Annotated in this window: 29 protein-coding genes; 28 read left to right on the plus strand and 1 reads right to left on the minus strand. The window is 67.0% G+C overall.

The features are described from left to right. The first annotated feature begins 435 nt into the window (after positions 1-435). Positions 436-3,918, plus strand: a complete 3,483-nt coding sequence (rpoB, locus tag ACZ51S_RS11400; protein ID WP_388934864.1) for a DNA-directed RNA polymerase subunit beta — start codon at positions 436-438, stop codon at positions 3,916-3,918. Between the two features lie 98 nt (positions 3,919-4,016). Continuing rightward, positions 4,017-7,916, plus strand: a complete 3,900-nt coding sequence (locus ACZ51S_RS11405) for a DNA-directed RNA polymerase subunit beta' (protein WP_388934862.1) — start codon at positions 4,017-4,019, stop codon at positions 7,914-7,916. 232 nt (positions 7,917-8,148) lie between these two features. On the opposite strand, the gene ACZ51S_RS11410 is transcribed toward ACZ51S_RS11405, so the two are convergent. Continuing rightward, a complete protein-coding gene (locus tag ACZ51S_RS11410) occupies positions 8,149-10,632 on the minus strand; it encodes a YfhO family protein (protein WP_468884753.1) in 2,484 nt (827 codons plus the stop codon). 401 nt (positions 10,633-11,033) lie between these two features. Between ACZ51S_RS11410 and rpsL the strand changes: the two genes are divergently transcribed. The 26 genes from rpsL (at position 11,034) to rplO (ending at position 26,549) form a co-directional block, all read left to right on the plus strand. Further along, positions 11,034-11,405, plus strand: a complete 372-nt coding sequence (gene rpsL, locus ACZ51S_RS11415; RefSeq protein WP_007265893.1) for a 30S ribosomal protein S12 — start codon at positions 11,034-11,036, stop codon at positions 11,403-11,405. 2 nt (positions 11,406-11,407) lie between these two features. Then, complete coding sequence (gene rpsG, locus ACZ51S_RS11420; RefSeq protein ID WP_007265894.1) at positions 11,408-11,878, plus strand: 30S ribosomal protein S7; 471 nt, start codon at positions 11,408-11,410, stop codon at positions 11,876-11,878. Between the two features lie 39 nt (positions 11,879-11,917). Further along, positions 11,918-14,050, plus strand: a complete 2,133-nt coding sequence (fusA, locus tag ACZ51S_RS11425; RefSeq protein WP_468477279.1) for an elongation factor G — start codon at positions 11,918-11,920, stop codon at positions 14,048-14,050. 150 nt (positions 14,051-14,200) lie between these two features. Then, complete coding sequence (tuf, locus tag ACZ51S_RS11430; protein WP_125603751.1) at positions 14,201-15,394, plus strand: elongation factor Tu; 1,194 nt, start codon at positions 14,201-14,203, stop codon at positions 15,392-15,394. 765 nt (positions 15,395-16,159) lie between these two features. Then, a complete protein-coding gene (locus ACZ51S_RS11435) occupies positions 16,160-16,435 on the plus strand; it encodes a hypothetical protein (RefSeq protein ID WP_468960609.1) in 276 nt (91 codons plus the stop codon). 466 nt (positions 16,436-16,901) lie between these two features. After that, positions 16,902-17,210: a 30S ribosomal protein S10 gene (gene rpsJ / locus ACZ51S_RS11440; RefSeq protein ID WP_003948644.1), complete on the plus strand. Its 309-nt coding sequence runs from the start codon at positions 16,902-16,904 to the stop codon at positions 17,208-17,210. A gap of 14 nt (positions 17,211-17,224) precedes the next feature. Then, a complete protein-coding gene (gene rplC, locus ACZ51S_RS11445) occupies positions 17,225-17,869 on the plus strand; it encodes a 50S ribosomal protein L3 (RefSeq protein WP_125594709.1) in 645 nt (214 codons plus the stop codon). 4 nt (positions 17,870-17,873) lie between these two features. Then, positions 17,874-18,524, plus strand: coding sequence for a 50S ribosomal protein L4 (rplD, locus tag ACZ51S_RS11450; protein ID WP_467889147.1), 651 nt, complete (start codon positions 17,874-17,876; stop codon positions 18,522-18,524). Further along, on the plus strand, positions 18,524-18,847 hold the full coding sequence (rplW, locus tag ACZ51S_RS11455) for a 50S ribosomal protein L23 (protein WP_007265901.1): 324 nt from the start codon (positions 18,524-18,526) through the stop codon (positions 18,845-18,847). Before rplD ends, rplW begins: the two co-directional genes overlap by 1 nt. Before the next feature lie 39 nt (positions 18,848-18,886). Next, on the plus strand, positions 18,887-19,723 hold the full coding sequence (rplB, locus tag ACZ51S_RS11460; RefSeq protein ID WP_125822122.1) for a 50S ribosomal protein L2: 837 nt from the start codon (positions 18,887-18,889) through the stop codon (positions 19,721-19,723). A gap of 12 nt (positions 19,724-19,735) precedes the next feature. After that, complete coding sequence (rpsS, locus tag ACZ51S_RS11465; RefSeq protein WP_007265903.1) at positions 19,736-20,017, plus strand: 30S ribosomal protein S19; 282 nt, start codon at positions 19,736-19,738, stop codon at positions 20,015-20,017. Between the two features lie 42 nt (positions 20,018-20,059). Continuing rightward, positions 20,060-20,407 carry a 50S ribosomal protein L22 gene (gene rplV / locus ACZ51S_RS11470; protein WP_007265904.1) on the plus strand — a complete coding sequence of 116 codons (348 nt, stop codon included), beginning with the start codon at positions 20,060-20,062 and terminating at the stop codon, positions 20,405-20,407. Beyond that, on the plus strand, positions 20,407-21,246 hold the full coding sequence (gene rpsC / locus ACZ51S_RS11475) for a 30S ribosomal protein S3 (protein WP_007265905.1): 840 nt from the start codon (positions 20,407-20,409) through the stop codon (positions 21,244-21,246). Before rplV ends, rpsC begins: the two co-directional genes overlap by 1 nt. A gap of 5 nt (positions 21,247-21,251) precedes the next feature. Next, complete coding sequence (gene rplP / locus ACZ51S_RS11480; protein ID WP_007265906.1) at positions 21,252-21,671, plus strand: 50S ribosomal protein L16; 420 nt, start codon at positions 21,252-21,254, stop codon at positions 21,669-21,671. Beyond that, positions 21,671-21,895 (plus strand): 50S ribosomal protein L29, encoded by a 225-nt coding sequence (gene rpmC, locus ACZ51S_RS11485; RefSeq protein WP_007265907.1) that lies wholly within the window; start codon positions 21,671-21,673, stop codon positions 21,893-21,895. The genes rplP and rpmC overlap by 1 nt, the downstream gene beginning before the upstream one ends. Further along, positions 21,892-22,173, plus strand: coding sequence for a 30S ribosomal protein S17 (rpsQ, locus tag ACZ51S_RS11490; protein WP_007265908.1), 282 nt, complete (start codon positions 21,892-21,894; stop codon positions 22,171-22,173). The genes rpmC and rpsQ overlap by 4 nt, the downstream gene beginning before the upstream one ends. Before the next feature lie 98 nt (positions 22,174-22,271). Beyond that, positions 22,272-22,640, plus strand: coding sequence for a 50S ribosomal protein L14 (rplN, locus tag ACZ51S_RS11495; RefSeq protein ID WP_003956455.1), 369 nt, complete (start codon positions 22,272-22,274; stop codon positions 22,638-22,640). A gap of 2 nt (positions 22,641-22,642) precedes the next feature. Then, complete coding sequence (gene rplX / locus ACZ51S_RS11500; protein WP_388934833.1) at positions 22,643-22,954, plus strand: 50S ribosomal protein L24; 312 nt, start codon at positions 22,643-22,645, stop codon at positions 22,952-22,954. After that, a complete protein-coding gene (gene rplE, locus ACZ51S_RS11505) occupies positions 22,954-23,505 on the plus strand; it encodes a 50S ribosomal protein L5 (RefSeq protein ID WP_030298216.1) in 552 nt (183 codons plus the stop codon). Before rplX ends, rplE begins: the two co-directional genes overlap by 1 nt. A gap of 5 nt (positions 23,506-23,510) precedes the next feature. Further along, entirely contained in the window at positions 23,511-23,696 is a 186-nt protein-coding gene (locus tag ACZ51S_RS11510; RefSeq protein WP_003956452.1) for a type Z 30S ribosomal protein S14, read from the plus strand. A 223-nt stretch (positions 23,697-23,919) separates the two neighbouring features. Further along, complete coding sequence (rpsH, locus tag ACZ51S_RS11515) at positions 23,920-24,318, plus strand: 30S ribosomal protein S8 (RefSeq protein ID WP_007265911.1); 399 nt, start codon at positions 23,920-23,922, stop codon at positions 24,316-24,318. A gap of 20 nt (positions 24,319-24,338) precedes the next feature. Beyond that, positions 24,339-24,878 (plus strand): 50S ribosomal protein L6, encoded by a 540-nt coding sequence (rplF, locus tag ACZ51S_RS11520; protein WP_388934829.1) that lies wholly within the window; start codon positions 24,339-24,341, stop codon positions 24,876-24,878. Between the two features lie 2 nt (positions 24,879-24,880). Next, entirely contained in the window at positions 24,881-25,264 is a 384-nt protein-coding gene (gene rplR / locus ACZ51S_RS11525; RefSeq protein WP_356851287.1) for a 50S ribosomal protein L18, read from the plus strand. Positions 25,265-25,309: 45 nt separating this feature from the next. Continuing rightward, positions 25,310-25,912: a 30S ribosomal protein S5 gene (rpsE, locus tag ACZ51S_RS11530; protein WP_467889137.1), complete on the plus strand. Its 603-nt coding sequence runs from the start codon at positions 25,310-25,312 to the stop codon at positions 25,910-25,912. After that, the gene (gene rpmD / locus ACZ51S_RS11535) at positions 25,912-26,094 is read left to right on the plus strand and encodes a 50S ribosomal protein L30 (protein ID WP_005313525.1); all 183 of its coding nucleotides are present in this window, start codon (positions 25,912-25,914) and stop codon (positions 26,092-26,094) included. Before rpsE ends, rpmD begins: the two co-directional genes overlap by 1 nt. Next, positions 26,094-26,549 carry a 50S ribosomal protein L15 gene (gene rplO, locus ACZ51S_RS11540; RefSeq protein WP_427708471.1) on the plus strand — a complete coding sequence of 152 codons (456 nt, stop codon included), beginning with the start codon at positions 26,094-26,096 and terminating at the stop codon, positions 26,547-26,549. Before rpmD ends, rplO begins: the two co-directional genes overlap by 1 nt. The last annotated feature ends 11 nt before the right edge of the window (positions 26,550-26,560 follow it).

The following is a 26,560-nucleotide window of genomic DNA, read 5'->3' on the forward strand; positions in this document are numbered from 1 at the left end:
CGAAGCGGGGTCCGGAGGTGATCCGCTCGGAGCACGGGGCCTTGACGAACGGCCGACGGCGCGCAATTCTCAGTCCCGTCGTGAGGTCGGCGGCTCGATCCGAGATCCGAGGCATGGATCGACCACGAAGAGGGCAGTACTCATACGCGCTCTGTGTACGCAGGGACGCGGCGTGTTGGTTGAACGAGTAGGGAAGGGCCTGTTGCCGGTCTCCGGAAACCTGGTCTGGACATCAGTGAGCCGAGTGGCTACACTGACCCTTTGCGCTGCCTGTTAGCTGCCCCCTGCCCGTCGCCAGGGGCATGCCCACGCTAGAGCACATCTGACTGACCGCCTCTGAACTGGCCTTTTAGCCAGATCGGAAGCACCTTGTCTTCTGTGTCGGCTGGGACCGGTACGCGCGTAGTGAGTCCGAGCCCTCGGAAGGACCCCCTCTTGGCCGCCTCGCGCAACGCCTCGACCAATACGAACAACGGTGCCAGCACCGCCCCGCTGCGCATCTCCTTTGCAAAGATCAAGGAGCCCCTCGAGGTTCCGAACCTCCTGGCGCTGCAGACCGAGAGCTTTGACTGGCTGCTCGGCAACGCCGCCTGGAAGTCCCGCGTCGAGTCGGCGCTTGAGAGTGGACAGGACGTCCCCACCAAGTCCGGTCTGGAAGAGATCTTCGAGGAGATCTCGCCGATCGAGGACTTCTCCGGGTCGATGTCGCTGACGTTCCGCGACCACCGGTTCGAGCCGGCGAAGAACTCTGTCGACGAGTGCAAGGAGCGCGACTTCACGTACGCGGCGCCGCTCTTCGTCACCGCCGAGTTCACGAACAACGAGACCGGTGAGATCAAGTCTCAGACGGTCTTCATGGGCGACTTCCCGCTCATGACCAACAAGGGCACCTTCGTCATCAACGGCACCGAGCGCGTCGTCGTGTCGCAGCTCGTCCGTTCCCCGGGTGTCTACTTCGATTCCTCCATCGACAAGACCTCCGACAAGGACATCTTCTCCGCCAAGATCATCCCGTCCCGGGGTGCCTGGCTGGAGATGGAGGTCGACAAGCGCGACATGGTCGGCGTCCGCATCGACCGCAAGCGCAAGCAGTCCGTCACCGTCCTCCTGAAGGCTCTCGGCTGGACCACCGAGCAGATCCTCGAGGAGTTCGGCGAGTACGAGTCCATGCGCGCCACCCTGGAGAAGGACCACACCCAGGGCCAGGACGACGCGCTGCTCGACATCTACCGCAAGCTCCGCCCGGGTGAGCCGCCGACCCGCGAGGCCGCTCAGACGCTGCTCGAGAACCTCTACTTCAACCCGAAGCGCTACGACCTCGCGAAGGTCGGCCGCTACAAGGTGAACAAGAAGCTCGGCGCCGACGAGCCGCTCGACGCCGGTGTGCTCACCACCGACGACATCATCGCCACGATCAAGTACCTCGTGAAGCTCCACGCGGGCGAGACCGAGACGATCGGTGAGTCGGGCCGTTCGATCGTCGTCGAGACCGACGACATCGACCACTTCGGCAACCGTCGTCTGCGCAACGTCGGCGAGCTCATCCAGAACCAGGTCCGCACGGGTCTGGCCCGTATGGAGCGCGTCGTGCGCGAGCGCATGACCACCCAGGACGTCGAGGCGATCACGCCGCAGACCCTGATCAACATCCGGCCGGTCGTCGCCTCCATCAAGGAGTTCTTCGGCACCAGCCAGCTGTCGCAGTTCATGGACCAGAACAACCCGCTGTCGGGTCTGACGCACAAGCGTCGTCTCTCGGCGCTGGGTCCCGGCGGTCTCTCCCGTGAGCGGGCCGGCTTCGAGGTCCGTGACGTGCACCCGTCGCACTACGGCCGCATGTGCCCGATCGAGACCCCCGAAGGCCCGAACATCGGTCTGATCGGCTCGCTCGCGTCCTACGGCCGCGTCAACGCGTTCGGTTTCATCGAGACCCCGTACCGCAAGGTCGTCGACGGCGCCGTGACCGACGAGGTCGACTACGTCACCGCCGACGAGGAAGACCGCTTCGTCATCGCCCAGGCGAACGCCCGCCTGGACGACGAGCTGCGCTTCACCGAGAACCGCGTCCTGGTCCGCAAGCGTGGCGGCGAGGTCGACTACGTCGAGCCGTCCGACGTGGACTACATGGACGTCTCGCCGCGCCAGATGGTGTCCGTCGCCACCGCGATGATCCCCTTCCTGGAGCACGACGACGCCAACCGTGCCCTCATGGGCGCGAACATGATGCGCCAGGCCGTTCCGCTCATCAAGGCGGAGGCCCCGCTCGTCGGCACCGGCATGGAGTACCGCTGCGCGGTCGACGCCGGCGACTCGATCAAGGCGGAGAAGGACGGTGTCGTCCAGGAGGTCTCGGCCGACTACATCACCGTCGCCAACGACGACGGCACGTACACCACGTACCGCGTCGCCAAGTTCTCCCGCTCGAACCAGGGCACCTCGGTCAACCAGAAGGTGATCGTCAACGAGGGTGACCGGATCGTCGAGGCCCAGGTCCTCGCCGACGGCCCGGCCACCGAAGAGGGCGAGATGGCCCTCGGCAAGAACCTGCTCGTCGCGTTCATGCCGTGGGAAGGCCACAACTACGAGGACGCGATCATCCTGTCGCAGCGCCTCGTGCAGGACGACGTCCTCTCCTCGATCCACATCGAGGAGCACGAGGTCGACGCCCGTGACACCAAGCTGGGCCCCGAGGAGATCACCCGGGACATCCCGAACGTCTCCGAGGAGGTCCTCGCCGACCTCGACGAGCGCGGCATCATCCGCATCGGTGCGGACGTCGTCGCCGGCGACATCCTCGTCGGCAAGGTCACGCCCAAGGGTGAGACCGAGCTGACCCCCGAGGAGCGCCTGCTCCGCGCGATCTTCGGTGAGAAGGCCCGTGAGGTGCGTGACACCTCGCTCAAGGTCCCTCACGGTGAGATCGGCAAGGTCATCGGTGTCCGCGTCTTCGACCGCGAGGAGGGCGACGAGCTTCCTCCGGGCGTGAACCAGCTGGTCCGCGTCTACGTCGCCCAGAAGCGCAAGATCACCGACGGTGACAAGCTCGCCGGCCGCCACGGCAACAAGGGTGTTATCTCGAAGATCCTTCCGATCGAGGACATGCCGTTCCTCGAGGACGGAACTCCGGTCGACATCATCCTGAACCCGCTGGGTGTCCCGTCCCGAATGAACCCGGGACAGGTCCTGGAGATCCACCTCGGCTGGCTCGCCAGCCGCGGCTGGGACGTCTCCGGCCTCGCGGACGAGTGGGCGCAGCGCCTGCAGGCGATCGGCGCCGACCAGGTCGCCCCCGGCACCAACGTCGCCACCCCGGTGTTCGACGGCGCCCGCGAGGACGAGCTGGCCGGTCTGCTCCAGCACACCATCCCGAACCGCGACGGCGAGCGCATGGTGCTCCCGACCGGTAAGGCGCGCCTGTTCGACGGCCGCTCCGGCGAGCCGTTCCCGGACCCGATCTCGGTCGGGTACATGTACATCCTCAAGCTGCACCACCTGGTCGACGACAAGCTCCACGCCCGTTCGACCGGTCCGTACTCGATGATCACGCAGCAGCCGCTGGGTGGTAAGGCGCAGTTCGGTGGTCAGCGATTCGGTGAGATGGAGGTGTGGGCGCTTGAGGCTTACGGTGCCGCGTACGCACTCCAGGAACTCCTGACGATCAAGTCCGACGACGTGACCGGCCGCGTGAAGGTCTACGAGGCCATCGTCAAGGGCGAGAACATCCCTGAGCCGGGCATTCCCGAGTCCTTCAAGGTGCTCATCAAGGAAATGCAGTCGCTCTGCCTCAACGTGGAGGTGCTGTCCTCGGACGGCATGTCCATCGAGATGCGCGACACCGACGAGGACGTCTTCCGCGCGGCGGAGGAGCTCGGTATCGACCTGTCCCGGCGCGAGCCGAGCAGCGTCGAAGAGGTCTGACGGGCCTGGCCGGGGGGATCCGCGTGATCCCCTCGGCCGCCCCCGGGACCGTTCAGACCATGATTGAGACTCGACCCCGAAAGAGGGATTGACGCACAGTGCTCGACGTCAACTTCTTCGACGAGCTGCGGATCGGCCTTGCCACCGCGGACGACATCCGAACCTGGTCGCACGGCGAGGTCAAGAAGCCGGAGACCATCAACTACCGCACCCTCAAGCCCGAGAAGGACGGACTCTTCTGCGAGAAGATCTTCGGCCCCACCCGGGACTGGGAGTGCTACTGCGGCAAGTACAAGCGTGTCCGCTTCAAGGGCATCATCTGTGAGCGCTGTGGCGTCGAGGTCACGCGCGCCAAGGTGCGTCGTGAGCGGATGGGCCACATCGAGCTCGCCGCTCCCGTCACCCACATCTGGTACTTCAAGGGCGTCCCGTCGCGCCTTGGCTACCTGCTGGACCTCGCGCCGAAGGACCTCGAGAAGGTCATCTACTTCGCCGCGTACATGATCACGTTCGTCGATGACGAGCGCCGTCAGCGCGACCTGCCGTCGCTGGAGGCCCACGTCTCCGTCGAGCGCCAGCAGATCGAGAACCGCCGTGACGCGGACCTCGAAGGCCGCGCCAAGAAGCTCGAGAGCGACCTGGGCGAGCTCGAGGCCGAGGGCGCCAAGGCCGACGTGCGCCGCAAGGTGCGCGAAGGCGCCGAGCGTGAGATGAAGCAGCTCCGCGACCGCGCCCAGCGCGAGATCGACCGCCTCGACGAGGTGTGGAACCGCTTCAAGAACCTCAAGGTCCAGGACCTCGAGGGCGACGAGCTGCTCTACCGCGAGCTGCGCGACCGCTTCGGTACGTACTTCGACGGTTCGATGGGTGCCGCGGCGCTGCAGAAGCGCCTGGAGTCCTTCGACCTGGAGGAGGAGGCCGAGCGCCTCCGCGAGATCATCCGTACCGGCAAGGGCCAGAAGAAGACCCGCGCGCTCAAGCGCCTCAAGGTCGTCTCGGCGTTCCTGCAGACCAGCAACAGCCCCAAGGGCATGGTTCTGGACTGCGTCCCGGTCATCCCGCCGGACCTGCGTCCGATGGTGCAGCTGGACGGTGGCCGCTTCGCGACCTCCGACCTGAACGACCTGTACCGCCGCGTGATCAACCGCAACAACCGCCTGAAGCGCCTTCTCGACCTCGGTGCCCCCGAGATCATCGTGAACAACGAGAAGCGCATGCTCCAGGAGGCGGTCGACGCCCTCTTCGACAACGGCCGTCGCGGTCGCCCGGTGACGGGCCCCGGCAACCGTCCGCTGAAGTCCCTCAGCGACATGCTGAAGGGCAAGCAGGGTCGATTCCGTCAGAACCTTCTCGGTAAGCGCGTGGACTACTCCGCGCGTTCCGTGATCGTCGTCGGTCCGCAGCTGAAGCTGCACCAGTGCGGTCTGCCCAAGGCCATGGCGCTGGAGCTCTTCAAGCCGTTCGTGATGAAGCGCCTGGTCGACCTGAACCACGCGCAGAACATCAAGAGCGCGAAGCGCATGGTCGAGCGCGGCCGCACGGTCGTGTACGACGTGCTCGAAGAGGTCATCGCCGAGCACCCGGTGCTGCTGAACCGTGCGCCCACGCTGCACCGCCTCGGCATCCAGGCCTTCGAGCCGCAGCTGGTCGAGGGCAAGGCCATCCAGATCCACCCGCTCGTCTGCACCGCGTTCAACGCGGACTTCGACGGCGACCAGATGGCCGTCCACCTGCCGCTCTCCGCGGAGGCGCAGGCCGAGGCCCGCATCCTGATGCTGTCCTCGAACAACATCCTCAAGCCGGCCGACGGCCGTCCGGTCACGATGCCGACGCAGGACATGGTCCTGGGTCTGTTCTTCCTGACCACCGACGGTGAGCTCCGTGACACCAAGGGCGAGGGCCGCGCGTTCGGCTCGACCGCCGAGGCGATCATGGCGTTCGACGCCGGCGAGCTCGCGCTGCAGTCGTCCGTCGACATCCGCTTCCCGGTGGGCACCATCCCGCCGCGCGGCTGGGTGCCGCCGGTCGCCGAGGAGGGCGAGCAGGAGTTCCAGCCGGGTGACAGCTTCCGTCTGAAGACCACCCTGGGCCGCGCGCTCTTCAACGAGCTGCTGCCCGAGGACTACCCGTTCGTCGACTACTCGGTGGGCAAGAAGCAGCTCTCCGAGATCGTCAACGACCTGGCGGAGCGCTACCCCAAGGTCATCGTGGCGGCGACGCTCGACAACCTGAAGGCGGCCGGCTTCCACTGGGCGACCCGTTCGGGCGTCACCGTGGCCATCTCCGACGTCGTCGTGCCCGAGGCCAAGAAGGCCATCGTCGCGGGCTACGAGGCGCAGGACGAGAAGGTCCAGAAGCAGTACGAGCGCGGTCTGATCACCAAGGACGAGCGCACGCAGGAGCTCATCGCGATCTGGACCAAGGCGACCAACGAGGTCGCCGAGGCGATGAACGCGAACTTCCCCAAGACGAACCCCATCTTCATGATGGTTGACTCGGGTGCCCGAGGAAACATGATGCAGATGCGACAGATCGCCGGTATGCGTGGTCTGGTGTCGAACGCGAAGAACGAGACCATCCCGCGTCCGATCAAGGCGTCCTTCCGTGAGGGCCTCACCGTTCTGGAGTACTTCATCTCCACGCACGGTGCCCGTAAGGGTCTGGCGGACACCGCCCTGCGTACCGCCGACTCGGGTTACCTCACCCGTCGTCTGGTGGACGTCTCGCAGGACGTCATCATCCGCGAGGAGGACTGCGGCACCGAGCGCGGCCTCAAGCTCAAGATCGGTGTCAAGGACGAGACCGGTGTCCTCCGCAAGGCGGACGACGTCGAGACCTCCGTGTACGCCCGCATGCTGGCCGAGGACGTCGTCATCGACGGCAAGGTCATCGCGCCGGCCAACGTGGACCTCGGTGACGTGCTCATCGACGCCCTCATCGCGAACGGCGTCGAGGAGGTCAAGACCCGCTCGGTCCTGACCTGCGAGTCCGCGGTCGGCACCTGTGCCTTCTGCTACGGCCGCTCGCTGGCCACCGGCAAGCTCGTCGACATCGGCGAGGCGGTCGGCATCATCGCCGCCCAGTCCATCGGTGAGCCCGGTACCCAGCTGACGATGCGTACCTTCCACACCGGTGGTGTGGCCGGTGACGACATCACGCAGGGTCTGCCGCGTGTCGTCGAGCTCTTCGAGGCCCGTACCCCGAAGGGTGTCGCCCCGATCTCCGAGGCCGCCGGCCGCGTGCGGATCGAGGAGACCGAGAAGACGAAGAAGATCGTCATCACGCCCGACGACGGCAGCGAGGAGACGGCCTTCCCGATCTCCAAGCGCGCCAAGGTCATCGTGCACGAGGGCGACCACGTCGAGGTGGGCCAGAAGCTCACCATGGGTGCCACCAACCCGCACGACGTGCTGCGCATCCTCGGCCAGCGTGCCGTCCAGGTCCACCTGGTCGGCGAAGTCCAGAAGGTCTACAACTCGCAGGGCGTGTCGATCCACGACAAGCACATCGAGATCATCATCCGGCAGATGCTGCGCCGCGTGACGATCATCGAGTCCGGCGACGCGGAGCTCCTGCCGGGCGAGCTCGTCGAGCGCTCGAAGTTCGAGACCGAGAACCGTCGCGTGGTCACCGAGGGCGGTCACCCCGCCTCCGGCCGTCCGCAGCTGATGGGTATCACCAAGGCCTCGCTGGCGACGGAATCCTGGCTGTCGGCCGCCTCCTTCCAGGAGACGACCCGAGTTCTGACGGACGCGGCGATCAACGCCAAGTCCGACAGCCTCATCGGCCTCAAGGAGAACGTCATCATCGGTAAGCTCATCCCGGCCGGTACGGGCCTGTCCCGCTACCGCAACATCCGGGTGGAGCCGACCGAGGAGGCCAAGGCCGCGATGTACTCGGCCGTCGGCTACGACGACATCGACTACTCGCCCTTCGGCACCGGCTCCGGCCAGGCTGTCCCGCTGGAGGACTACGACTACGGCCCGTACAACGGCTGAGTCGGCACGCATCAACCGCAGGGCGGTCACCCGAAAGGGTGGCCGCCCTGCGGCGTTCCCCGGTCCTGCGGGTCAGCGTGTGCGGCCGCGGCCCGCCGGATGTGGTCGGGGCCGGGGACCCCGGGGCTGCCGGTGACGGATATGACGATGCCGGGTGACCGGGCGGCGGGAACCGCACGATGATCGAGCGGCCGGCCTGCGGAGGCGGGCCGGGCCGTCGATGCGTCGGCCGTCAGGTCCGTTCGCGGCGGCGCCTCAGGTGGGTGGCCGTGGTGACCGAGGTGAGGGTGAGGAGGGCCAGGGTGGCCGCCGCCAGGCCCGGGGTGAGGCCCTTCGGGGTGAAGGTGCAGGAGAGGTGGCGGGTGTCCGGGGTGACCGGGAGGGACAGCAGGCCGTGGAAGTCGCGCACCGGGGCCGAGCACTGCCAGCCGGGGACGTTCGTGACGGCCAGGACCGCGGTGCCGGTGGCGTTCGCGGGGAGGGTGGCTTCCAGGGTGTGGCCGCCGACCTCCACCGAGGTGGCTCCCGTGGTGGTGAGGCGGCCGACCGCCGAGGCCAGGGCCGCGCGGTTCAGGCAGCCGACCGGGTGGGCGCCGGCGTCGGCGTTCTCGGTGCGGGTCTCCACCGTCGCGGTGACCGTGCCCGAGGCCGGGACGGGGCCCAGGGGGACGACGCCGGTCATGCGGTCCTCCAGGGGGCGGGCCGAGCCGGCGGTGCGCAGGGTGCCGTACAGGGCGGGGGAGTACCAGTAGGCCTCGGAGCCGGGCGTGCACCTGGCGGCGTACGTCTGGGTGGTGGCGGTGCCGCCGCGGGTGACCGGGGGGACCTCGTAGACGGTGGCGCCCAGGACGGTCTCCTGGTGGGCGTAGACCGAGCCGGCCGGGTTCGGAGAGGTGTACGGGGCCGTGCGGAGCGTCACCAGGGGCGGGGCGGGGGACCTCGTCGCCGTCCAGCTGTCCGGCTCCTTCCCGGGACGGACCCGGGCGCCGATCGAGAAGATCGCGTCGAGCACCGGGTTGTCGGCGCCGAAGAAGGTCCGGCCGTCGTTCTTGAAGCCGTAGCCGAGGGGCTCCAGGGCCCGGTACGTGACCTCGGGGAGGTAGCTGCTGTAGTACTGCGGGCCCTCCGCCCGCAGGGCGAGCGCGTCGTTGTACGAGGTCTGCGGCGCGCCCGAGTCCGTCCGGTAGGCGGGCCAGCCGTCCACGTTCCGGACGGCTTCGAAGTGGTTCGTGATCGAACGGTTCGAGGTGGCCGTCGGGTGCGCCCAGCGTTCGCGGGAGCGGCGGGCGTCGGCGTTGGCGGCCGCGACCGTCGATTCGGCGAAGACCACGCCGATCATCAGGACGGCCGCGAGCGGGACCAGGGCGCGGCGCTTCGCGCCCAGGGTCAGCAGGGTCAGGGCCAGCAGGGAGGCGGCGCCGCCTCCCAGGACGGCCGGCCAGGTCCAGCCGCCGAAGTCGTCGGTGTGGCGGAGCACGAAGGCGGCCACCACCAGAAGGGCCGCGGACAGGGCGAGGTGGAGGGGGCGCGGGCGGTTGGCCAGGGCGAGCCAGGCCAGGATGACGACCATCCCGCTGAACACGAAGGCCTCGCGGTACGGGTTGCCGTTCGGCACCGCCAGGCCGTGCCAGACGTACTGCGTCGGCGGGAACTGGAAGGAGACCAGGACCAGCAGGGTGGCCGCCGCCCACACCAGGCGGGTGCGCGCCGCGATGCGGGTGTTGAGCAGGAAGCCGCCCGCCAGGATCAGCCCCAGGGAGGCCACGTACAGGCGCGGGCGGCCGCCCCACAGGTGGGTGGCGGGGAGCATGCCCGAGAGGAAGACCTCGATCCGGACGGGGTCGAAGGCGCCGGCCCGGGTGGGCTGCGCCGCCCCGCTGGACAGGAACGACGGCAGGAGGAGGGGGAGCGTCAGGAGGATGCCCACCGCGGCCGCGGAGGCCGCCCGCCCCAGGGCGCGCAGCCGCTGGGCGCCGGTCATGTCCAGGGTGATCAGGCGGATGCCGAGCAGGACGCAGGCGGCCATCGTGGCCATCATCGCCGTGTAGAAGTTCCCGAACCAGGCCAGGGCGACCAGCAGTGCCACCCCCGGCCAGCGGCGTCCCTCCAGGCACCACTCGACGGCGATGCCGAGCAGCGGGAGGGCCACCAGGCCCCACAGCCACATGGGGATGTACGAGGCGTCGCTCAGCGCCCACCCGCACAGCCCGTACGTGGCCCCGAGCACCCCGCGCTGCCACCACGGGCCGGGGTGCAGCTTGCCGAGGTAGACGGCCATCACGGCGGCGGCGGTGCCCATGGTGACGGGGGTGATCACGAAGACGGCGAGGTCGACGTGCTCGCGCGGGACCAGGACGGCGAGCCAGGAGAACGGATTGCCGAGGTAGGTGTAGTAGTCGGACAGGAACTGCTGTCCGAAGCCTCCCCGCCAGGTGAACAGCAGGTCGCCGGCGGCCTGGCCGTGGACCAGGTCCCACAGGGCGCGGTGGAAGGGCACGTACTGGTTGGCCTGGTCGTTGATGGCCCGGCCCGTGTTGCCGAAGGGGAAGGAGCCCCGCGCCACCCAGGCGGCGCAGAAGGCGCCCGAGGTGACGAGGAAGGCCAGCAGGGGCCCGTACAGCCGCGGGAGCGCGGCGCGCCGCCGTGACGAGGGGGTTCGGCCGCCGTCAGGGGGCGGGATCTCCGCCGTCGCCGGCTCCGTCGTGACCGTCCCCAATGTCCTGCTCCTGGCGCTCGTACGTTTTGGAATGACTCGCGGGATTCGGTGGGCAGTGTAGTTCGCCCTCCCTACCACGCCGGTCCGCGTTCCGCGCGGCCACCCCGGCCCGGGACCCGCCCGCCCGTGCGGCGCCTGACCTGTGCGCTCGTGGTGGCGGGGGCCGGGAGGCCCATGTTTTGACCGGAGTGGATGCGGTAGGTACGCTCAGACCTTGTGCCTGGGGTGTGCCTGGGCTCCCGTGCGTGTCCATCAACCGCACGAGAGCGTCGACGGCCACCGCGATCCACGCGTCCTTCCTCCTCGCGGAGGGGGTCCGCCGGATCCGACACACCCGACCGCGTGGGTCGGCAAAGTTCCAGGTTAGCTTCACTACACGGCACACAGAAACCGGAGAAGTAGTGCCTACGATCCAGCAGCTGGTCCGTAAGGGCCGGCAGGACAAGGTCGAGAAGACAAAGACCCCCGCGCTCGAGGCTTCGCCCCAGCGTCGCGGCGTCTGCACGCGTGTGTTCACGACCACCCCGAAGAAGCCGAACTCGGCGCTCCGTAAGGTCGCGCGTGTGCGTCTGACCTCCGGCATCGAGGTCACCGCTTACATTCCGGGTGAGGGACACAACCTGCAGGAGCACTCGATCGTGCTCGTGCGTGGTGGCCGTGTGAAGGACCTGCCGGGTGTTCGTTACAAGATCATCCGCGGTGCGCTTGACACCCAGGCTGTCAAGAACCGCAAGCAGGCCCGCAGCCGCTACGGCGCCAAGAAGGAGAAGTAAGAATGCCTCGTAAGGGCCCCGCCCCGAAGCGCCCGGTCATCATCGACCCGGTCTACGCATCTCCTCTGGTGACCTCGCTCATCAACAAGATCCTGCTGAACGGCAAGCGCTCCACCGCCGAGCGCATCGTCTACGGCGCCATGGAAGGCCTCCGCGAGAAGACCGGCAACGACCCGGTCATCACGCTGAAGCGCGCGCTGGAGAACGTGAAGCCGTCCCTCGAGGTCAAGTCCCGCCGTGTCGGTGGCGCGACCTACCAGGTCCCCGTCGAGGTCAAGCCGGGTCGCCAGTCGACCCTGGCCCTCCGCTGGCTCGTGGGTTACTCCCGCGCCCGTCGCGAGAAGACCATGACCGAGCGCCTCATGAACGAGCTGCTCGACGCCTCCAACGGTCTTGGCGCTGCTGTCAAGAAGCGCGAGGACACGCACAAGATGGCCGAGTCCAACAAGGCCTTCGCGCACTACCGCTGGTAGTCCCAACCCACATCGAGACCGAGAGAAGACTGAGCCGATATGGCTACCACTTCGCTTGACCTGGCCAAGGTGCGCAACATCGGCATCATGGCCCACATCGACGCGGGCAAGACGACCACCACCGAGCGCATCCTGTTCTACACCGGTGTGTCTTACAAGATCGGTGAAGTCCACGACGGCGCTGCCACGATGGACTGGATGGAGCAGGAGCAGGAGCGCGGCATCACGATCACGTCCGCCGCGACGACCTGCCACTGGCCGCTCGAGGACGTCGACCACACCATCAACATCATCGACACCCCGGGTCACGTTGACTTCACGGTCGAGGTGGAGCGTTCGCTCCGCGTCCTCGACGGTGCCGTCACCGTGTTCGACGGTGTCGCCGGTGTGGAGCCGCAGTCCGAGACCGTTTGGCGTCAGGCGGACCGCTACGGCGTCCCGCGCATCTGCTTCGTCAACAAGCTCGACCGTACCGGTGCCGAGTTCATGCGCTGCGTCGACATGATCAAGGACCGCCTCGGTGCGGTTCCGATCGTCATGCAGCTCCCGATCGGTGCCGAGGCGGACTTCAAGGGCGTCGTCGACCTCGTCCGCATGAAGGCGCTCGTGTGGTCCGCCGAGGCCACCAAGGGCGAGATGTACGACGTCGTCGACATCCCGGCCACGCACACCGAGCTGGCCGAGGAGTGGCGCGCCACCCTCGTCGAGCAGGTCGCCGAGAACGACGAAGAGATGATGGAGCTCTTCCTCGAGGGCACCGAGCCCACCGAGGAGCAGCTGCACGCCGCTGTGCGTCGCATCATCCTCGGCTCCGGCAAGGGCAAGGGCGAGCCCACGATCACCGCGGTGTTCTGCGGTACGGCGTTCAAGAACAAGGGCGTTCAGCCCCTGCTCGACGCCGTCGTGCGCTACCTCCCGTCGCCGCTGGACATCGAGGCCATCGAGGGTCACGACGTCCGTGACGCCGAGGTCGTCGTGAAGCGCAAGCCGTCCGACGAGGAGCCCCTCGCCGCGCTCGCGTTCAAGATCATGAGCGACCCGCACCTCGGCAAGCTCACCTTCGTCCGGGTTTACTCGGGCCGCCTGGAGGCCGGCACCGCGGTGCTGAACTCCGTCAAGGGCAAGAAGGAGCGCATCGGCAAGATCTACCGCATGCACGCGAACAAGCGTGAGGAGATCGAGTCGGTGGGCGCCGGTGACATCGTCGCCGTCATGGGCCTGAAGCAGACCACCACCGGTGAGACGCTGTGTGACGACAAGTCGCCCGTGATCCTGGAGTCCATGGACTTCCCGGCTCCGGTCATCCAGGTCGCCATCGAGCCCAAGTCCAAGGGCGACCAGGAGAAGCTGGGTGTCGCCATCCAGCGTCTCGCGGAAGAGGACCCCTCGTTCCACGTCCACTCGGACGAGGAGACGGGCCAGACCATCCTCGGCGGTATGGGCGAGCTGCACCTCGAGGTGCTGGTCGACCGTATGAAGCGCGAGTTCAAGGTCGAGGCCAACGTCGGCAAGCCGCAGGTCGCGTACCGTGAGACGATCCGCAAGGCCGTCGAGCGTCACGACTACACCCACAAGAAGCAGACCGGTGGTACCGGTCAGTTCGCCAAGGTGCAGATCGCGATCGAGCCGATCACGGACGCCGATGGTCCGGCGTACGAGTTCGTCAACAAGGTCACCGGTGGCCGCGTGCCGAAGGAGTACATCCCTTCGGTCGACGCCGGTGCGCAGGAGGCCATGCAGTTCGGCATCCTGGCCGGCTACGAGATGACGGGCGTCCGCGTCACGCTTCTCGACGGTGGCTACCACGAGGTCGACTCCTCCGAGCTCGCCTTCAAGATCGCCGGTTCGCAGGCCTTCAAGGAGGCCGCGCGCAAGGCTTCTCCCGTGCTCCTCGAGCCGATGATGGCCGTCGAGGTCACCACGCCGGAGGAGTCCATGGGCGACGTCATCGGTGACATCAACTCCCGCCGTGGCCAGATCCAGGCCATGGAGGACCGTCACGGAGCCAAGATCGTCAAGGGCCTCGTGCCGCTTTCGGAGATGTTCGGCTACGTCGGAGACCTCCGCAGCAAGACCTCGGGTCGCGCCAGCTACTCGATGCAGTTCGACTCCTACGCCGAGGTTCCCCGGAACGTCGCCGAGGAGATCATCGCGAAGGCCAAGGGCGAGTAACTCTTCCGAGTACACGCTTTAGGCTTGTCACCGGAGCCTCTGGGGCAACAGGAACAAAACTCCCGTTGCCCCGGGGAACCCGGCTTTCCAGCAAAGATCACCTGGCGCCGATCTGTAAGGCGTACAGAACCACTCTCCAGGAGGACCCCCGTGGCGAAGGCGAAGTTCGAGCGGACTAAGCCGCACGTCAACATCGGCACCATCGGTCACATTGACCACGGTAAGACGACCCTCACGGCCGCCATTACCAAGGTGCTGCACGACGCGTACCCGGACCTGAACGAGGCCTCGGCCTTCGACCAGATCGACAAGGCTCCTGAGGAGCGCCAGCGCGGTATCACCATCTCCATCGCGCACGTCGAGTACCAGACCGAGGCGCGTCACTACGCCCACGTCGACTGCCCGGGTCACGCGGACTACATCAAGAACATGATCACCGGTGCCGCGCAGATGGACGGTGCCATCCTCGTGGTCGCCGCCACCGACGGCCCGATGCCGCAGACCAAGGAGCACGTGCTCCTGGCCCGCCAGGTCGGCGTTCCCTACATCGTCGTCGCCCTGAACAAGGCCGACATGGTCGACGACGAGGAGATCCTGGAGCTCGTCGAGCTCGAGGTCCGTGAGCTGCTCTCCGAGTACGACTTCCCGGGCGACGACCTGCCGGTCGTCCAGGTCTCCGCGCTGAAGGCGCTCGAGGGCGACAAGGAGTGGGGCGAGAAGCTCCTCGGCCTCATGAAGGCCGTCGACGAGTCGATCCCCACCCCGCCGCGTGACACCGACAAGCCGTTCCTCATGCCCGTCGAGGACGTCTTCACGATCACCGGTCGTGGCACCGTCGTCACCGGTCGCATCGAGCGTGGTGTCCTGAAGGTCAACGAGACCGTCGACATCATCGGCATCAAGACCGAGAAGACCACCACCACGGTCACCGGCATCGAGATGTTCCGCAAGCTGCTCGACGAGGGCCAGGCCGGCGAGAACGTCGGTCTGCTCCTCCGTGGCATCAAGCGCGAGGACGTCGAGCGCGGCCAGGTCATCATCAAGCCCGGTTCGGTCACGCCGCACACCGAGTTCGAGGCCGCCGCGTACATCCTGTCGAAGGACGAGGGTGGCCGTCACACCCCGTTCTTCAACAACTACCGCCCGCAGTTCTACTTCCGTACCACGGACGTGACCGGCGTCGTTACCCTCCCCGAGGGCACCGAGATGGTCATGCCGGGCGACAACACCGACATGTCCGTCCAGCTGATCCAGCCGGTCGCCATGGAGGAGGGCCTGAAGTTCGCCATCCGTGAGGGTGGTCGTACCGTGGGCGCCGGCCAGGTCACCAAGATCACGAAGTAATTCGTGTTCTGACCTGGTAGCTCGCTGCAGCGGGCACCGTGTTCGACGTGAGGGCCCCTTTCCCACCGCTCCGGCGGCGGGGGAGGGGCCCTTCGTCGTATCCCCGGCAGGGGGACCGTACGGAGCTGTGAGAGGCTCCGGCACGGATCACCGCGAACGTCCGGCGGGCCGGAGATCTCCGACGAGGAACGGGCCCGGTTCGGCGAACGGATCGCGCGGGAGGGCGCGGGCGCGGACGCGCCGAAGGAGCCGTCGGCGCGGGCGCGGATGGTCACCGAGCGGCTGCGGCGCGAGGACGAGGAACGGGCCCGCGCCACCGGGCGGCGCGGGCCGTTCGGGCGCCGGGGCGCGCCGGCGCCCCACGACCCGCCGGGCTGGCGCACCGGGCCGCCCGGCAGGAGACGGCGGGGCACCGGCGCGGGCGGGGCCTGAAGGCCGCCGCGGCGCTGGCGCTGGTCGTCCTGCGTCCCGAGCTGCCCATCGACCGCCTGACGGGCGAGGCCGCGGCCCGCGGAGTCCGTACGTCCGACGGCGCCCCCGGGGGCCGTCCCCGCGGACCGCCCCACGCTCAAGGAGCCCTTCCGCGGCTCGCCGGCCCTGCGGTGGGCCGATGGCGCGGCCGGTATCGAGAACCCGGAGCCCGCTGCCGTCGGCGGCCTGTCGAAGCAGCAGGTCGCCGACGCACTGGCCATGACCAAGCGGCTGCTGCACGCCGACTACACCTTCGTCTACCCCGTGGTCCGGGCGAGGCCGGGCTAGGACGAGGTGGCCCGCACGGTGGTGCGGCGCGCGCTGACCGTGGCCCTCTCCGACCCCCGCAAGGTGGTCGCGACCCCGGGCAGGCTCCAGGTCCTGGAGCGGTTCGAGAGCGCCGGCAACGACGACTGCTCGCGGGACGGCACCGGCTTCCTGCACCCCCGGTTCGACAGCGAGCTCGCGGCGGCCGGGGCGGGCCTGTCAGGACCGGTCGTCGACCCCTACGACCGGAGCGCGCCCGTGGGCGGGCCGCCGGCGGAGTGCACGACGGCATCCCGCTCCTGACCTGGGAGGAGCCCCCCAAGAAAACGCGTGCCACGGTTTGACGTGTTCGCGCGGCGGGGTATTCTCTTCGGCCCGATTGGCCAGGTACGTGCCTCGTATGGCAGACTACTCAAGTTGCTCGGTTGAGTGCCGATGCTGTGCGCCTCCCGCCGGGAGGACCGGAAGCGAGTCCCACAGTACTCGTCGTCCTTAATCTGCCTTTCGGGGCAGCAATGAGGGCGGACGTACGGGAATCTTCTGGGAAGTGTCAGCACGGTGCCCACCAGGCACTCGGCGGGTGTCTTTCCCCCGATGCGCGGTCCAGGGACCGCACCCCCTTGGACGAGGGAATTTCCGTATGGGAATTTTCTGTAGAGGGAGTGCGACACGCCCGACCGCGTGGGTCGGAGGAAAGGCTGCGGGAGTTCCTCCTGCGGCCCACCGGGAGCCAGAGCGTTCCACACACAGACAGGACTACGGAGTAGCCATGGCGGGACAGAAGATCCGCATCCGGCTCAAGGCCTACGACCACGAGGTCATCGACTCCTCGGCGAAGAAGATCGTCGAGACGGTGACGCGCACTGGTGCGTCGGTCGCGGGCCCGGTGCCGCTGCCCACTGAGAAGAACGTGTACTGCGTCATCAAGTCGCCGCACAAGTACAAGGACTCGCGCGAGCACTTCGAGATGCGCACGCACAAGCGCCTGATCGACATCCTCGACCCGACGCCCAAGACCGTTGACTCGCTGATGCGCCTGGACCTTCCGGCCGGCGTTGACATCGAGATCAAGCTCTGAGAGGCGTCGAGAAGATGGCAAAGCAGATCAAGGGCGTCCTGGGCGAGAAGCTCGGCATGACCCAGGTCTGGGACGAGAACAACCGTGTCGTCCCGGTGACCGTCGTCAAGGCCGGACCCTGCGTCGTGACCCAGGTCCGTACCAACGACACCGACGGCTACGAGTCGGTCCAGATCGCCTTCGGCGAGATCGACCCGCGCAAGGTGAACAAGCCCCTCAAGGGCCACTTCGCCAAGGCCGACGTGACCCCCCGCCGCCACCTGGTGGAGCTCCGCACCTCCGACGCCAGCGAGTACACGCTCGGCCAGGAGATCACCGCTGAGATCTTCGAGTCCGGCGTCAAGGTTGACGTCACGGGCAACAGCAAGGGCAAGGGCTTCGCCGGTGTCATGAAGCGGCACAACTTCCGGGGCCTCGGCGCCGGTCACGGTGTGCAGCGCAAGCACCGCTCCCCCGGTTCGATCGGTGGCTGTGCCACCCCTGGGCGTGTCTTCAAGGGCATGCGCATGGCCGGTCGCATGGGTAACGAGCGCGTCACCACCCAGAACCTGACCATCCACGCGGTTGACGCGGAGAAGGGTCTGCTCCTCATCAAGGGCGCGGTCCCCGGTCCGAACGGCGGCCTCGTCCTGGTCCGTACCGCGGCCAAGGGGGCTTGAGGTAATGAGCACCATTGACATCCTTTCGCCGGCAGGCGACAAGGCCGGTACCGTCGAGCTCCCCTCGGAGATCTTCGACGCGAAGACCAGCGTTCCGCTGATCCACCAGGTCGTCGTCGCCCAGCTGGCCGCTGCCCGTCAGGGCACGCACAAGACCAAGACCCGTGGCGAAGTCCGTGGTGGTGGCAAGAAGCCTTACCGCCAGAAGGGCACCGGCCGCGCCCGTCAGGGTTCGACCCGCGCTCCGCAGTTCGCCGGCGGTGGCGTCGTCCACGGCCCGCAGCCGCGTGACTACTCGCAGCGGACCCCCAAGAAGATGAAGGCCGCCGCCCTCCGCGGTGCCCTCTCGGACCGTGCGCGTCACTCCCGCATCCACGTCGTCACCGGCGTGGTCGAGGGTGCCGCCTCCACGAAGGCCGCCAAGACGCTGTTCGGCAAGATCTCGGAGCGCAAGAACCTGCTCCTGGTCGCCGAGCGCTCTGACGAGCTGGCGTGGCTGTCCGCCCGCAACCTGCCCCAGGTTCACATCCTGGAGCCGGGCCAGCTGAACACGTACGACGTGATCGTCTCTGACGACGTGGTCTTCACCCAGGCCGCGCTCGAGTCCTTCGTGTCTGGCCCCAAGGCCGATGAGACCGAAGGGAACGAGGCCTGATGTCTGAGGCGACCGTTACCAGCAAGACCTTCACCGACCCGCGCGACCTGCTGATCAAGCCGGTCGTCTCGGAGAAGAGCTACGCGCTGCTGGACGAGAACAAGTACACGTTCATCGTCGCGCCCGGCGCCAACAAGACCCAGATCAAGCAGGCCGTCGAGGCGGTCTTCTCGGTCAAGGTCACCGGGGTCAACACGATCAACCGTCAGGGTAAGCGCAAGCGCACCAAGACCGGTTTCGGCAAGCGCGCCAACACCAAGCGCGCCATCGTGACCCTTGCCGAGGGCAACCGTATCGACATCTTCGGCGGCCAGGCCTCCTAACGGAGGTCTAGTCGTCCGGAATCGGACGAGGACTGAGAAATGGGTATCCGCAAGTACAAGCCGACGACCCCGGGCCGTCGTGGCTCCAGCGTCGCCGACTTTGTCGAGATCACGCGGTCCACGCCGGAGAAGTCGCTGGTTCGCCCTCTGCACAGCAAGGGCGGCCGTAACAACACCGGCCGGATCACCGTTCGCCACCAGGGTGGCGGACACAAGCGCGCCTACCGTGTGATCGACTTCCGTCGTCACGACAAGGACGGCGTGCCGGCCAAGGTCGCGCACATCGAGTACGACCCCAACCGCACCGCGCGCATCGCGCTGCTGCACTACGCCGACGGCGAGAAGCGCTACATCATCGCGCCGCGCGGTCTGCAGCAGGGTGACCGGATCGAGAACGGCCCCACGGCCGACATCAAGCCCGGTAACAACCTCGCGCTCCGCAACATCCCGGTCGGTACCACGATCCACGCGATCGAGCTCCGTCCCGGTGGCGGCGCGAAGTTCGCCCGCTCCGCCGGCGCCTCCGTGCAGCTGCTCGCGAAGGAGGGCGTCATGGCCCACCTCCGCATGCCGTCGGGCGAGATCCGTCTCGTCGACGCGCGCTGCCGCGCCACGGTCGGCGAGGTCGGCAACGCCGAGCAGTCGAACATCAACTGGGGCAAGGCCGGCCGCATGCGCTGGAAGGGCGTTCGCCCGACCGTCCGCGGTGTCGCGATGAACCCGGTTGACCACCCGCACGGTGGTGGTGAGGGCAAGACCAGCGGTGGTCGCCACCCGGTCTCCCCGTGGGGTCAGAAGGAGGGTCGTACTCGCTCGCCGAAGAAGGCTTCGAGCAAGTACATCGTCCGCCGCCGCAAGACGAACAAGAAGCGCTAGGAGCGGGTTTAGATGCCGCGCAGTCTCAAGAAGGGGCCCTTCGTCGACGACCACCTCGTAAAGAAGGTGGACGCCCAGAACGAAGCCGGCACCAAGAACGTCATCAAGACCTGGTCCCGTCGCTCGATGATCATCCCCAGCATGCTGGGTCACACGATCGCGGTGCACAACGGCAAGACCCACGTCCCGGTGTTCGTCACCGAGTCGATGGTCGGCCACAAGCTCGGCGAGTTCTCGCCGACTCGCACCTTCCGCGGCCACGTCAAGGACGACCGGAAGTCGAAGCGCCGCTAACGCGGGGTGGTTACGACTATGACTAACACCGAAGGGACAACCATGGAAGCCAGGGCCCAGGCGCGGTACATCCGCGTCACGCCCATGAAGGCCCGCCGAGTGGTGGACCTCATCCGTGGCATGGATGCCACGGAGGCTCAGGCGGTCCTGCGTTTCGCCCCGCAGGCCGCGAGCGTGCCGGTCGGCAAGGTGCTGGACAGCGCCATTGCCAACGCCGCACACAACTACAACCACCCGGACGCCTCCACGCTGGTCATCAGCGAGGCGTACGTGGACGAGGGCCCGACCCTGAAGCGGTTCCGTCCGCGTGCCCAGGGCCGTGCCTACCGGATCCGCAAGCGGACCAGCCACATCACCGTGGTCGTCAGCAGCAAGGAAGGTTCCCGGTAATGGGCCAGAAGGTAAACCCGCACGGGTTCCGACTCGGCATCACCACGGACTTCAAGTCGCGTTGGTACGCCGACAAGCTGTACAAGGACTACGTCAAGGAAGACGTCGCCATCCGTCGGATGATGACGTCCGGCATGGAGCGCGCCGGCATCTCGAAGGTTGAGATCGAGCGCACCCGTGACCGCGTGCGTGTGGACATCCACACCGCCCGTCCCGGCATCGTCATCGGCCGCCGTGGCGCCGAGGCCGACCGCATCCGCGGTGACCTCGAGAAGCTCACGGGCAAGCAGGTCCAGCTGAACATCCTCGAGGTCAAGAACCCCGAGCTCGACGCTCAGCTGGTTGCCCAGGCCGTTGCCGAGCAGCTCTCCTCCCGCGTCTCCTTCCGTCGTGCCATGCGCAAGAGCATGCAGGGCACCATGAAGGCCGGCGCCAAGGGCATCAAGATCCAGTGCGGTGGCCGTCTCGGCGGCGCCGAGATGTCCCGCTCCGAGTTCTACCGCGAGGGTCGTGTGCCGCTGCACACGCTGCGCGCGAACGTGGACTACGGCTTCTTCGAGGCCAAGACCACCTTCGGCCGTATCGGCGTGAAGGTCTGGATCTACAAGGGCGACGTCAAGAACATCGCCGAGGTTCGCGCCGAGAACGCTGCGGCCCGTGCGGGTAACCGCCCGGCCCGTGGCGCCGGCGCTGGCGACCGTCCCGCCGGCCGTGGTGGCCGTGGTGGCGAGCGCGGCGGCCGTGGTGGCCGCAAGCCGCAGCAGGCTGCTGGTGCCGAGGCCCCCAAGGCCGACGCTCCCGCCGCCGCTCCGGCCGAGAGCACCGGAACGGAGGCCTGACCGACATGCTGATCCCTCGTAGGGTCAAGCACCGCAAGCAGCACCACCCGAAGCGCAGCGGTATGGCCAAGGGCGGTACTGAGGTCTCGTTCGGCGAGTACGGCATCCAGGCGCTCACCCCCGCCTACGTGACGAACCGCCAGATCGAGGCGGCTCGTATCGCGATGACCCGCCACATCAAGCGTGGCGGCAAGGTCTGGATCAACATCTACCCGGACCGCCCGCTGACGAAGAAGCCTGCCGAGACCCGCATGGGTTCCGGTAAGGGTTCCCCCGAGTGGTGGATCGCGAACGTGCACCCGGGCCGGGTCATGTTCGAGCTGTCCTACCCGAACGAAAAGATTGCGCGTGAGGCTCTGACTCGTGCGGCCCACAAGCTGCCGATGAAGTGCCGGATCGTCAAGCGCGAGGCAGGTGAGTCGTGATGGCGACGGGAACCAAGGCGTCCGAGCTCCGCGAGCTCGGCAACGAGGAGCTCGTTGCCAAGCTGCGCGAGGCCAAGGAGGAGCTGTTCAAGCTCCGTTTCCAGGCGGCCACCGGCCAGCTGGAGAACAACGGCCGGCTCAAGTCCGTCCGTAAGGACATCGCTCGCATCTACACCCTGATGCACGAGCGTGAGCTCGGTATCGAGACGGTGGAGAACGCATGAGCGAGAACAACGTGACTGAGAAGACCGAGCGCGGTTTCCGCAAGACCCGTGAGGGTCTGGTCGTCAGCGACAAGATGGACAAGACCGTCGTCGTCGCCGTCGAGGACCGTGTCAAGCACGCGCTGTACGGCAAGGTCATCCGCCGTACGAACAAGCTCAAGGCGCACGACGAGCAGAACGCTGCCGGCGTCGGCGACCGCGTCCTCATCATGGAGACGCGTCCGCTGTCGGCGACCAAGCGCTGGCGCATCGTCGAGATCCTCGAGAAGGCCAAGTAATTGCTTGAAGGGGTAACCCTTCAGGTTCGTTCCGCCAGGCTCGGCCGGGGCTTCGATGAAGCCCCGGCCGGGAACCGGCAGACAAACAGGAGATAGACGTGATCCAGCAGGAGTCGCGACTGCGTGTCGCCGACAACACTGGTGCCAAGGAGATCCTTTGCATCCGTGTTCTCGGTGGCTCCGGTCGCCGCTACGCGGGCATCGGTGACGTCATCGTCGCCACCGTCAAGGATGCGATCCCCGGTGGCAACGTGAAGAAGGGTGACGTCGTCAAGGCGGTCATCGTTCGCACCGTCAAGGAGCGCCGCCGCCAGGACGGCTCGTACATCCGCTTCGACGAGAACGCCGCCGTCATTCTGAAGAACGACGGCGACCCTCGCGGCACCCGTATCTTCGGCCCCGTCGGCCGTGAGCTGCGCGAGAAGAAGTTCATGAAGATCATCTCGCTCGCGCCGGAGGTGCTGTAAGCATGAAGATCAAGAAGGGCGACCTGGTCCAGGTCATCACCGGTAAGGACAAGGGCAAGCAGGGCAAGGTCATCGCGGCCATGCCCAGCGAGAACCGCGTCCTGGTCGAGGGTGTCAACCGGGTCAAGAAGCACACCAAGGCCGGCCAGAACCAGGCCGGTGGCATCGTGATCACCGAGGCCCCGGTCCACGTCAGCAACGTTCAGCTGGTTGTGGAGAAGGACGGCAAGAAGGTCGTCACCCGCGTCGGTTTCCGCTTCGACGACGAGGGCAACAAGATCCGCGTTGCCAAGCGCACGGGCGAGGACATCTGATGGCTACCACTCCGCGTCTGAAGACGAAGTACCGCGAGGACATCGCGGGCAAGCTGCGTGAGGAGTTCTCCTACGAGAACGTCATGCAGATTCCCGGCCTCGTCAAGATCGTCGTGAACATGGGTGTCGGTGACGCCGCCCGTGACTCGAAGCTGATCGACGGTGCCATCCGCGACCTGACGACGATCACCGGTCAGAAGCCGGCCGTCACGAAGGCCCGCAAGTCCATCGCGCAGTTCAAGCTGCGTGAGGGTCAGCCGATCGGCTGCCACGTCACCCTCCGTGGTGACCGCATGTGGGAGTTCCTGGACCGTACGCTGTCGCTCGCGCTGCCGCGTATCCGTGACTTCCGTGGTCTGTCGCCGAAGCAGTTCGACGGCCGTGGCAACTACACCTTCGGTCTCACGGAGCAGGTCATGTTCCACGAGATCGACCAGGACAAGATCGACCGTACCCGGGGTATGGACATCACCGTGGTCACCACGGCGACCAACGACGACGAGGGCCGCGCCCTCCTTCGTCACCTCGGCTTCCCCTTCAAGGAGGCGTAAGCGAGATGGCGAAGAAGGCTCTCATCGCGAAGGCTGCCCGCAAGCCCAAGTTCGGTGTGCGTGCGTACACCCGCTGCCAGCGCTGCGGTCGCCCCCACTCCGTGTACCGCAAGTTCGGCCTGTGCCGCGTCTGCCTTCGTGAGATGGCTCACCGTGGCGAGCTGCCGGGCGTGACCAAGAGCTCCTGGTAATTCCCTTCCGTCCGTAAGGACTTGGGAAGTTCCAGAGACTCTCGGTAAGCATCTGGTCGGCGGATGCCCGGCCGCGCATGCCTTAGGCTTGTGTGGTTGGGCGTCCGCCGCCCATAACGACTTACTACGCCGTAGGTCCCCGCACCGCACCCGTCCCGCCTCTGAGCGGGGAGAGGGATGGCGCATACAGGAAACCCCGGCGAGAGAGGCCGAAGGCCACTTCATGACCATGACTGACCCGATCGCAGACATGCTCACGCGTCTGCGTAACGCTAACTCGGCGTACCACGACACCGTCGTGATGCCGCACAGCAAGATCAAGTCGCACATCGCGGAGATCCTCAAGCAGGAGGGTTTCATCACCGGCTGGAAGGTCGAGGACGCCGAGGTCGGCAAGAACCTCGTCCTCGAGCTGAAGTTCGGGCCGAACCGTGAGCGCTCCATCGCGGGCATCAAGCGGATCTCGAAGCCCGGTCTGCGCGTGTACGCGAAGTCCACCAACCTGCCGAAGGTCCTGGGCGGCCTGGGCGTGGCGATCATCTCCACGTCGCACGGTCTCCTGACCGGCCAGCAGGCAGGCAAGAAGGGCGTAGGTGGGGAAGTCCTCGCCTACGTCTGGTAGTCGGGAACGGAGGAAAAGCAATGTCGCGAATCGGCAAGCTCCCCATCCAGGTTCCCGCCGGTGTGGACGTCACCATCGATGGCCGCACGGTTGCGGTGAAGGGCCCCAAGGGTCTGCTCACGCACACCGTCGCCGCGCCGATCGAGATCGTCAAGGGTGAGGACGGCGTTCTGAACGTCACCCGTCCGAACGACGAGCGTCAGAACAAGGCCCTGCACGGCCTGTCCCGCACGCTGGTGGCGAACATGATCACCGGTGTGACCCAGGGTTACGTCAAGGCTCTCGAGATCAGCGGTGTCGGTTACCGCGTTGCCGCGAAGGGCTCCGACCTGGAGTTCCAGCTCGGCTACAGCCACCCGATCCTGGTCGAGGCGCCCGCGGGCATCTCGTTCAAGGTCGAGTCGCCGACCAAGTTCTCGGTCGAGGGCATCGACAAGCAGAAGGTCGGCGAGGTCGCCGCCAACATCCGCAAGCTGCGGAAGCCCGACCCGTACAAGGCCAAGGGTGTCAAGTACGCCGGCGAAGTCATCCGCCGCAAGGTCGGAAAGGCTGGTAAGTAGCCATGGCATACGGTGTGAAGATCGCCAAGGGCGACGCGTACAAGCGCGCTGCCAAGGCTCGCCGCCACATCCGCATCCGCAAGAACGTCTCGGGTACGGCGGAGCGTCCGCGCCTCGTCGTGACGCGTTCGAACCGCAACATCGTTGCCCAGGTCATCGACGACCTCAAGGGTCACACCCTTGCGTCGGCGTCGACCCTGGACGCTTCGATCCGCGGTGGCGAAGGCGACAAGAGCGCCCAGGCCCAGGCTGTCGGCGCGCTCGTCGCCGAGCGTGCCAAGGCCGCGGGTGTCGAGACCGTCGTGTTCGACCGCGGTGGCAACCGATACGCCGGGCGCATTGCCGCTCTGGCTGACGCCGCCCGCGAAGCCGGGCTGAAGTTCTAAGCCCCGGTTCCGGGACTCACGGACGTAACAGAGAGAGGTAATCCAATGGCTGGACCCCAGCGCCGCGGTAGCGGTGCCGGTGGCGGCGAGCGGCGGGACCGGAAGGGTCGCGACGGTGGCGCTGCCGCCGAGAAGACCGCTTACGTTGAGCGCGTTGTCGCGATCAACCGCGTCGCCAAGGTTGTCAAGGGTGGTCGCCGCTTCAGCTTCACCGCGCTGGTCGTGGTGGGCGACGGTGACGGCACCGTAGGTGTCGGTTACGGCAAGGCCAAGGAAGTTCCCGCGGCCATCGCCAAGGGCGTCGAGGAAGCCAAGAAGAACTTCTTCAAGGTTCCCCGTATCCAGGGCACCATCCCTCACCCGATCCAGGGCGAGAAGGCTGCGGGCGTCGTCATGCTCAAGCCGGCTTCCCCGGGTACCGGCGTTATCGCCGGTGGTCCGGTGCGTGCCGTGCTGGAGTGCGCGGGCGTCCACGACATCCTGTCGAAGTCGCTCGGCTCTTCGAACGCGATCAACATCGTGCACGCGACCGTGGAGGCCCTGAAGGGCCTGCAGCGTCCCGAGGAGATCGCGGCTCGCCGTGGTCTGCCGCTCGAGGACGTCGCTCCCGCGGCTCTGCTCCGTGCGCGTGCTGGGGCGGGTGTCTGATGGCCCGCCTCAAGATCACGCAGACGAAGTCGTACATCGGCAGCAAGCAGAACCACCGCGACACGCTGCGTTCGCTCGGGCTCAAGCGCCTGAACGACGTCGTCGTCAAGGAGGACCGCCCCGAGTTCCGCGGCATGGTGCACACCGTCCGCCACCTCGTGACGGTAGAGGAGGTTGACTAATGGCTGAGACCAACCCGCTGAAGGCCCACAACCTCCGTCCCGCCCCCGGTGCCAAGACCGCGAAGACCCGTGTCGGTCGTGGTGAGGCGTCGAAGGGTAAGACGGCCGGTCGTGGTACCAAGGGCACGAAGGCCCGCTACCAGGTTCCGCAGCGCTTCGAGGGTGGGCAGATGCCCCTCCACATGCGCCTGCCGAAGCTGAAGGGCTTCAAGAACCCGTTCCGCACCGAGTTCCAGGTCGTCAACCTGGACAAGCTCGGTGCCCTCTACCCCGAGGGTGGAGAGGTCACGGTGGCCGACCTGGTCGCCAAGGGCGCGGTTCGCAAGAACAGCCTCGTCAAGGTCCTGGGCCAGGGCGAGATCTCCGTGGCGCTGACGGTTTCGGTTGACGCCGTCTCCGCCTCCGCCAAGGAGAAGATTGCCGCCGCCGGCGGCTCCGTCACCGAGCTCGTCTAAGACGAACTCTG

The organism is Streptomyces sp. NPDC034043 (assembly GCF_055575675.1).

Bases quoted from the DNA above. Each gene is read 5' to 3' on its own strand.
- rpsG (WP_007265894.1), top strand. From the start codon at position 11,408: ATGCCTCGTAAGGGCCCCGCCCCGAAGCGCCCGGTCATCATCGACCCG.
- fusA (WP_468477279.1), top strand. From the start codon at position 11,918: ATGGCTACCACTTCGCTTGACCTGGCCAAGGTGCGCAACATCGGCATC.
- rpsJ (WP_003948644.1), top strand. From the start codon at position 16,902: ATGGCGGGACAGAAGATCCGCATCCGGCTCAAGGCCTACGACCACGAG.
- rplC (WP_125594709.1), top strand. From the start codon at position 17,225: ATGGCAAAGCAGATCAAGGGCGTCCTGGGCGAGAAGCTCGGCATGACC.
- rplD (WP_467889147.1), top strand. From the start codon at position 17,874: ATGAGCACCATTGACATCCTTTCGCCGGCAGGCGACAAGGCCGGTACC.
- rplW (WP_007265901.1), top strand. From the start codon at position 18,524: ATGTCTGAGGCGACCGTTACCAGCAAGACCTTCACCGACCCGCGCGAC.
- rplB (WP_125822122.1), top strand. From the start codon at position 18,887: ATGGGTATCCGCAAGTACAAGCCGACGACCCCGGGCCGTCGTGGCTCC.
- rpsS (WP_007265903.1), top strand. From the start codon at position 19,736: ATGCCGCGCAGTCTCAAGAAGGGGCCCTTCGTCGACGACCACCTCGTA.
- rplV (WP_007265904.1), top strand. From the start codon at position 20,060: ATGGAAGCCAGGGCCCAGGCGCGGTACATCCGCGTCACGCCCATGAAG.
- rpsC (WP_007265905.1), top strand. From the start codon at position 20,407: ATGGGCCAGAAGGTAAACCCGCACGGGTTCCGACTCGGCATCACCACG.
- rplP (WP_007265906.1), top strand. From the start codon at position 21,252: ATGCTGATCCCTCGTAGGGTCAAGCACCGCAAGCAGCACCACCCGAAG.
- rpmC (WP_007265907.1), top strand. From the start codon at position 21,671: ATGGCGACGGGAACCAAGGCGTCCGAGCTCCGCGAGCTCGGCAACGAG.
- rpsQ (WP_007265908.1), top strand. From the start codon at position 21,892: ATGAGCGAGAACAACGTGACTGAGAAGACCGAGCGCGGTTTCCGCAAG.
- rplX (WP_388934833.1), top strand. From the start codon at position 22,643: ATGAAGATCAAGAAGGGCGACCTGGTCCAGGTCATCACCGGTAAGGAC.
- rplE (WP_030298216.1), top strand. From the start codon at position 22,954: ATGGCTACCACTCCGCGTCTGAAGACGAAGTACCGCGAGGACATCGCG.
- ACZ51S_RS11510 (WP_003956452.1), top strand. From the start codon at position 23,511: ATGGCGAAGAAGGCTCTCATCGCGAAGGCTGCCCGCAAGCCCAAGTTC.
- rpsH (WP_007265911.1), top strand. From the start codon at position 23,920: ATGACCATGACTGACCCGATCGCAGACATGCTCACGCGTCTGCGTAAC.
- rplF (WP_388934829.1), top strand. From the start codon at position 24,339: ATGTCGCGAATCGGCAAGCTCCCCATCCAGGTTCCCGCCGGTGTGGAC.
- rplR (WP_356851287.1), top strand. From the start codon at position 24,881: ATGGCATACGGTGTGAAGATCGCCAAGGGCGACGCGTACAAGCGCGCT.
- rpsE (WP_467889137.1), top strand. From the start codon at position 25,310: ATGGCTGGACCCCAGCGCCGCGGTAGCGGTGCCGGTGGCGGCGAGCGG.
- rpmD (WP_005313525.1), top strand. From the start codon at position 25,912: ATGGCCCGCCTCAAGATCACGCAGACGAAGTCGTACATCGGCAGCAAG.
- rplO (WP_427708471.1), top strand. From the start codon at position 26,094: ATGGCTGAGACCAACCCGCTGAAGGCCCACAACCTCCGTCCCGCCCCC.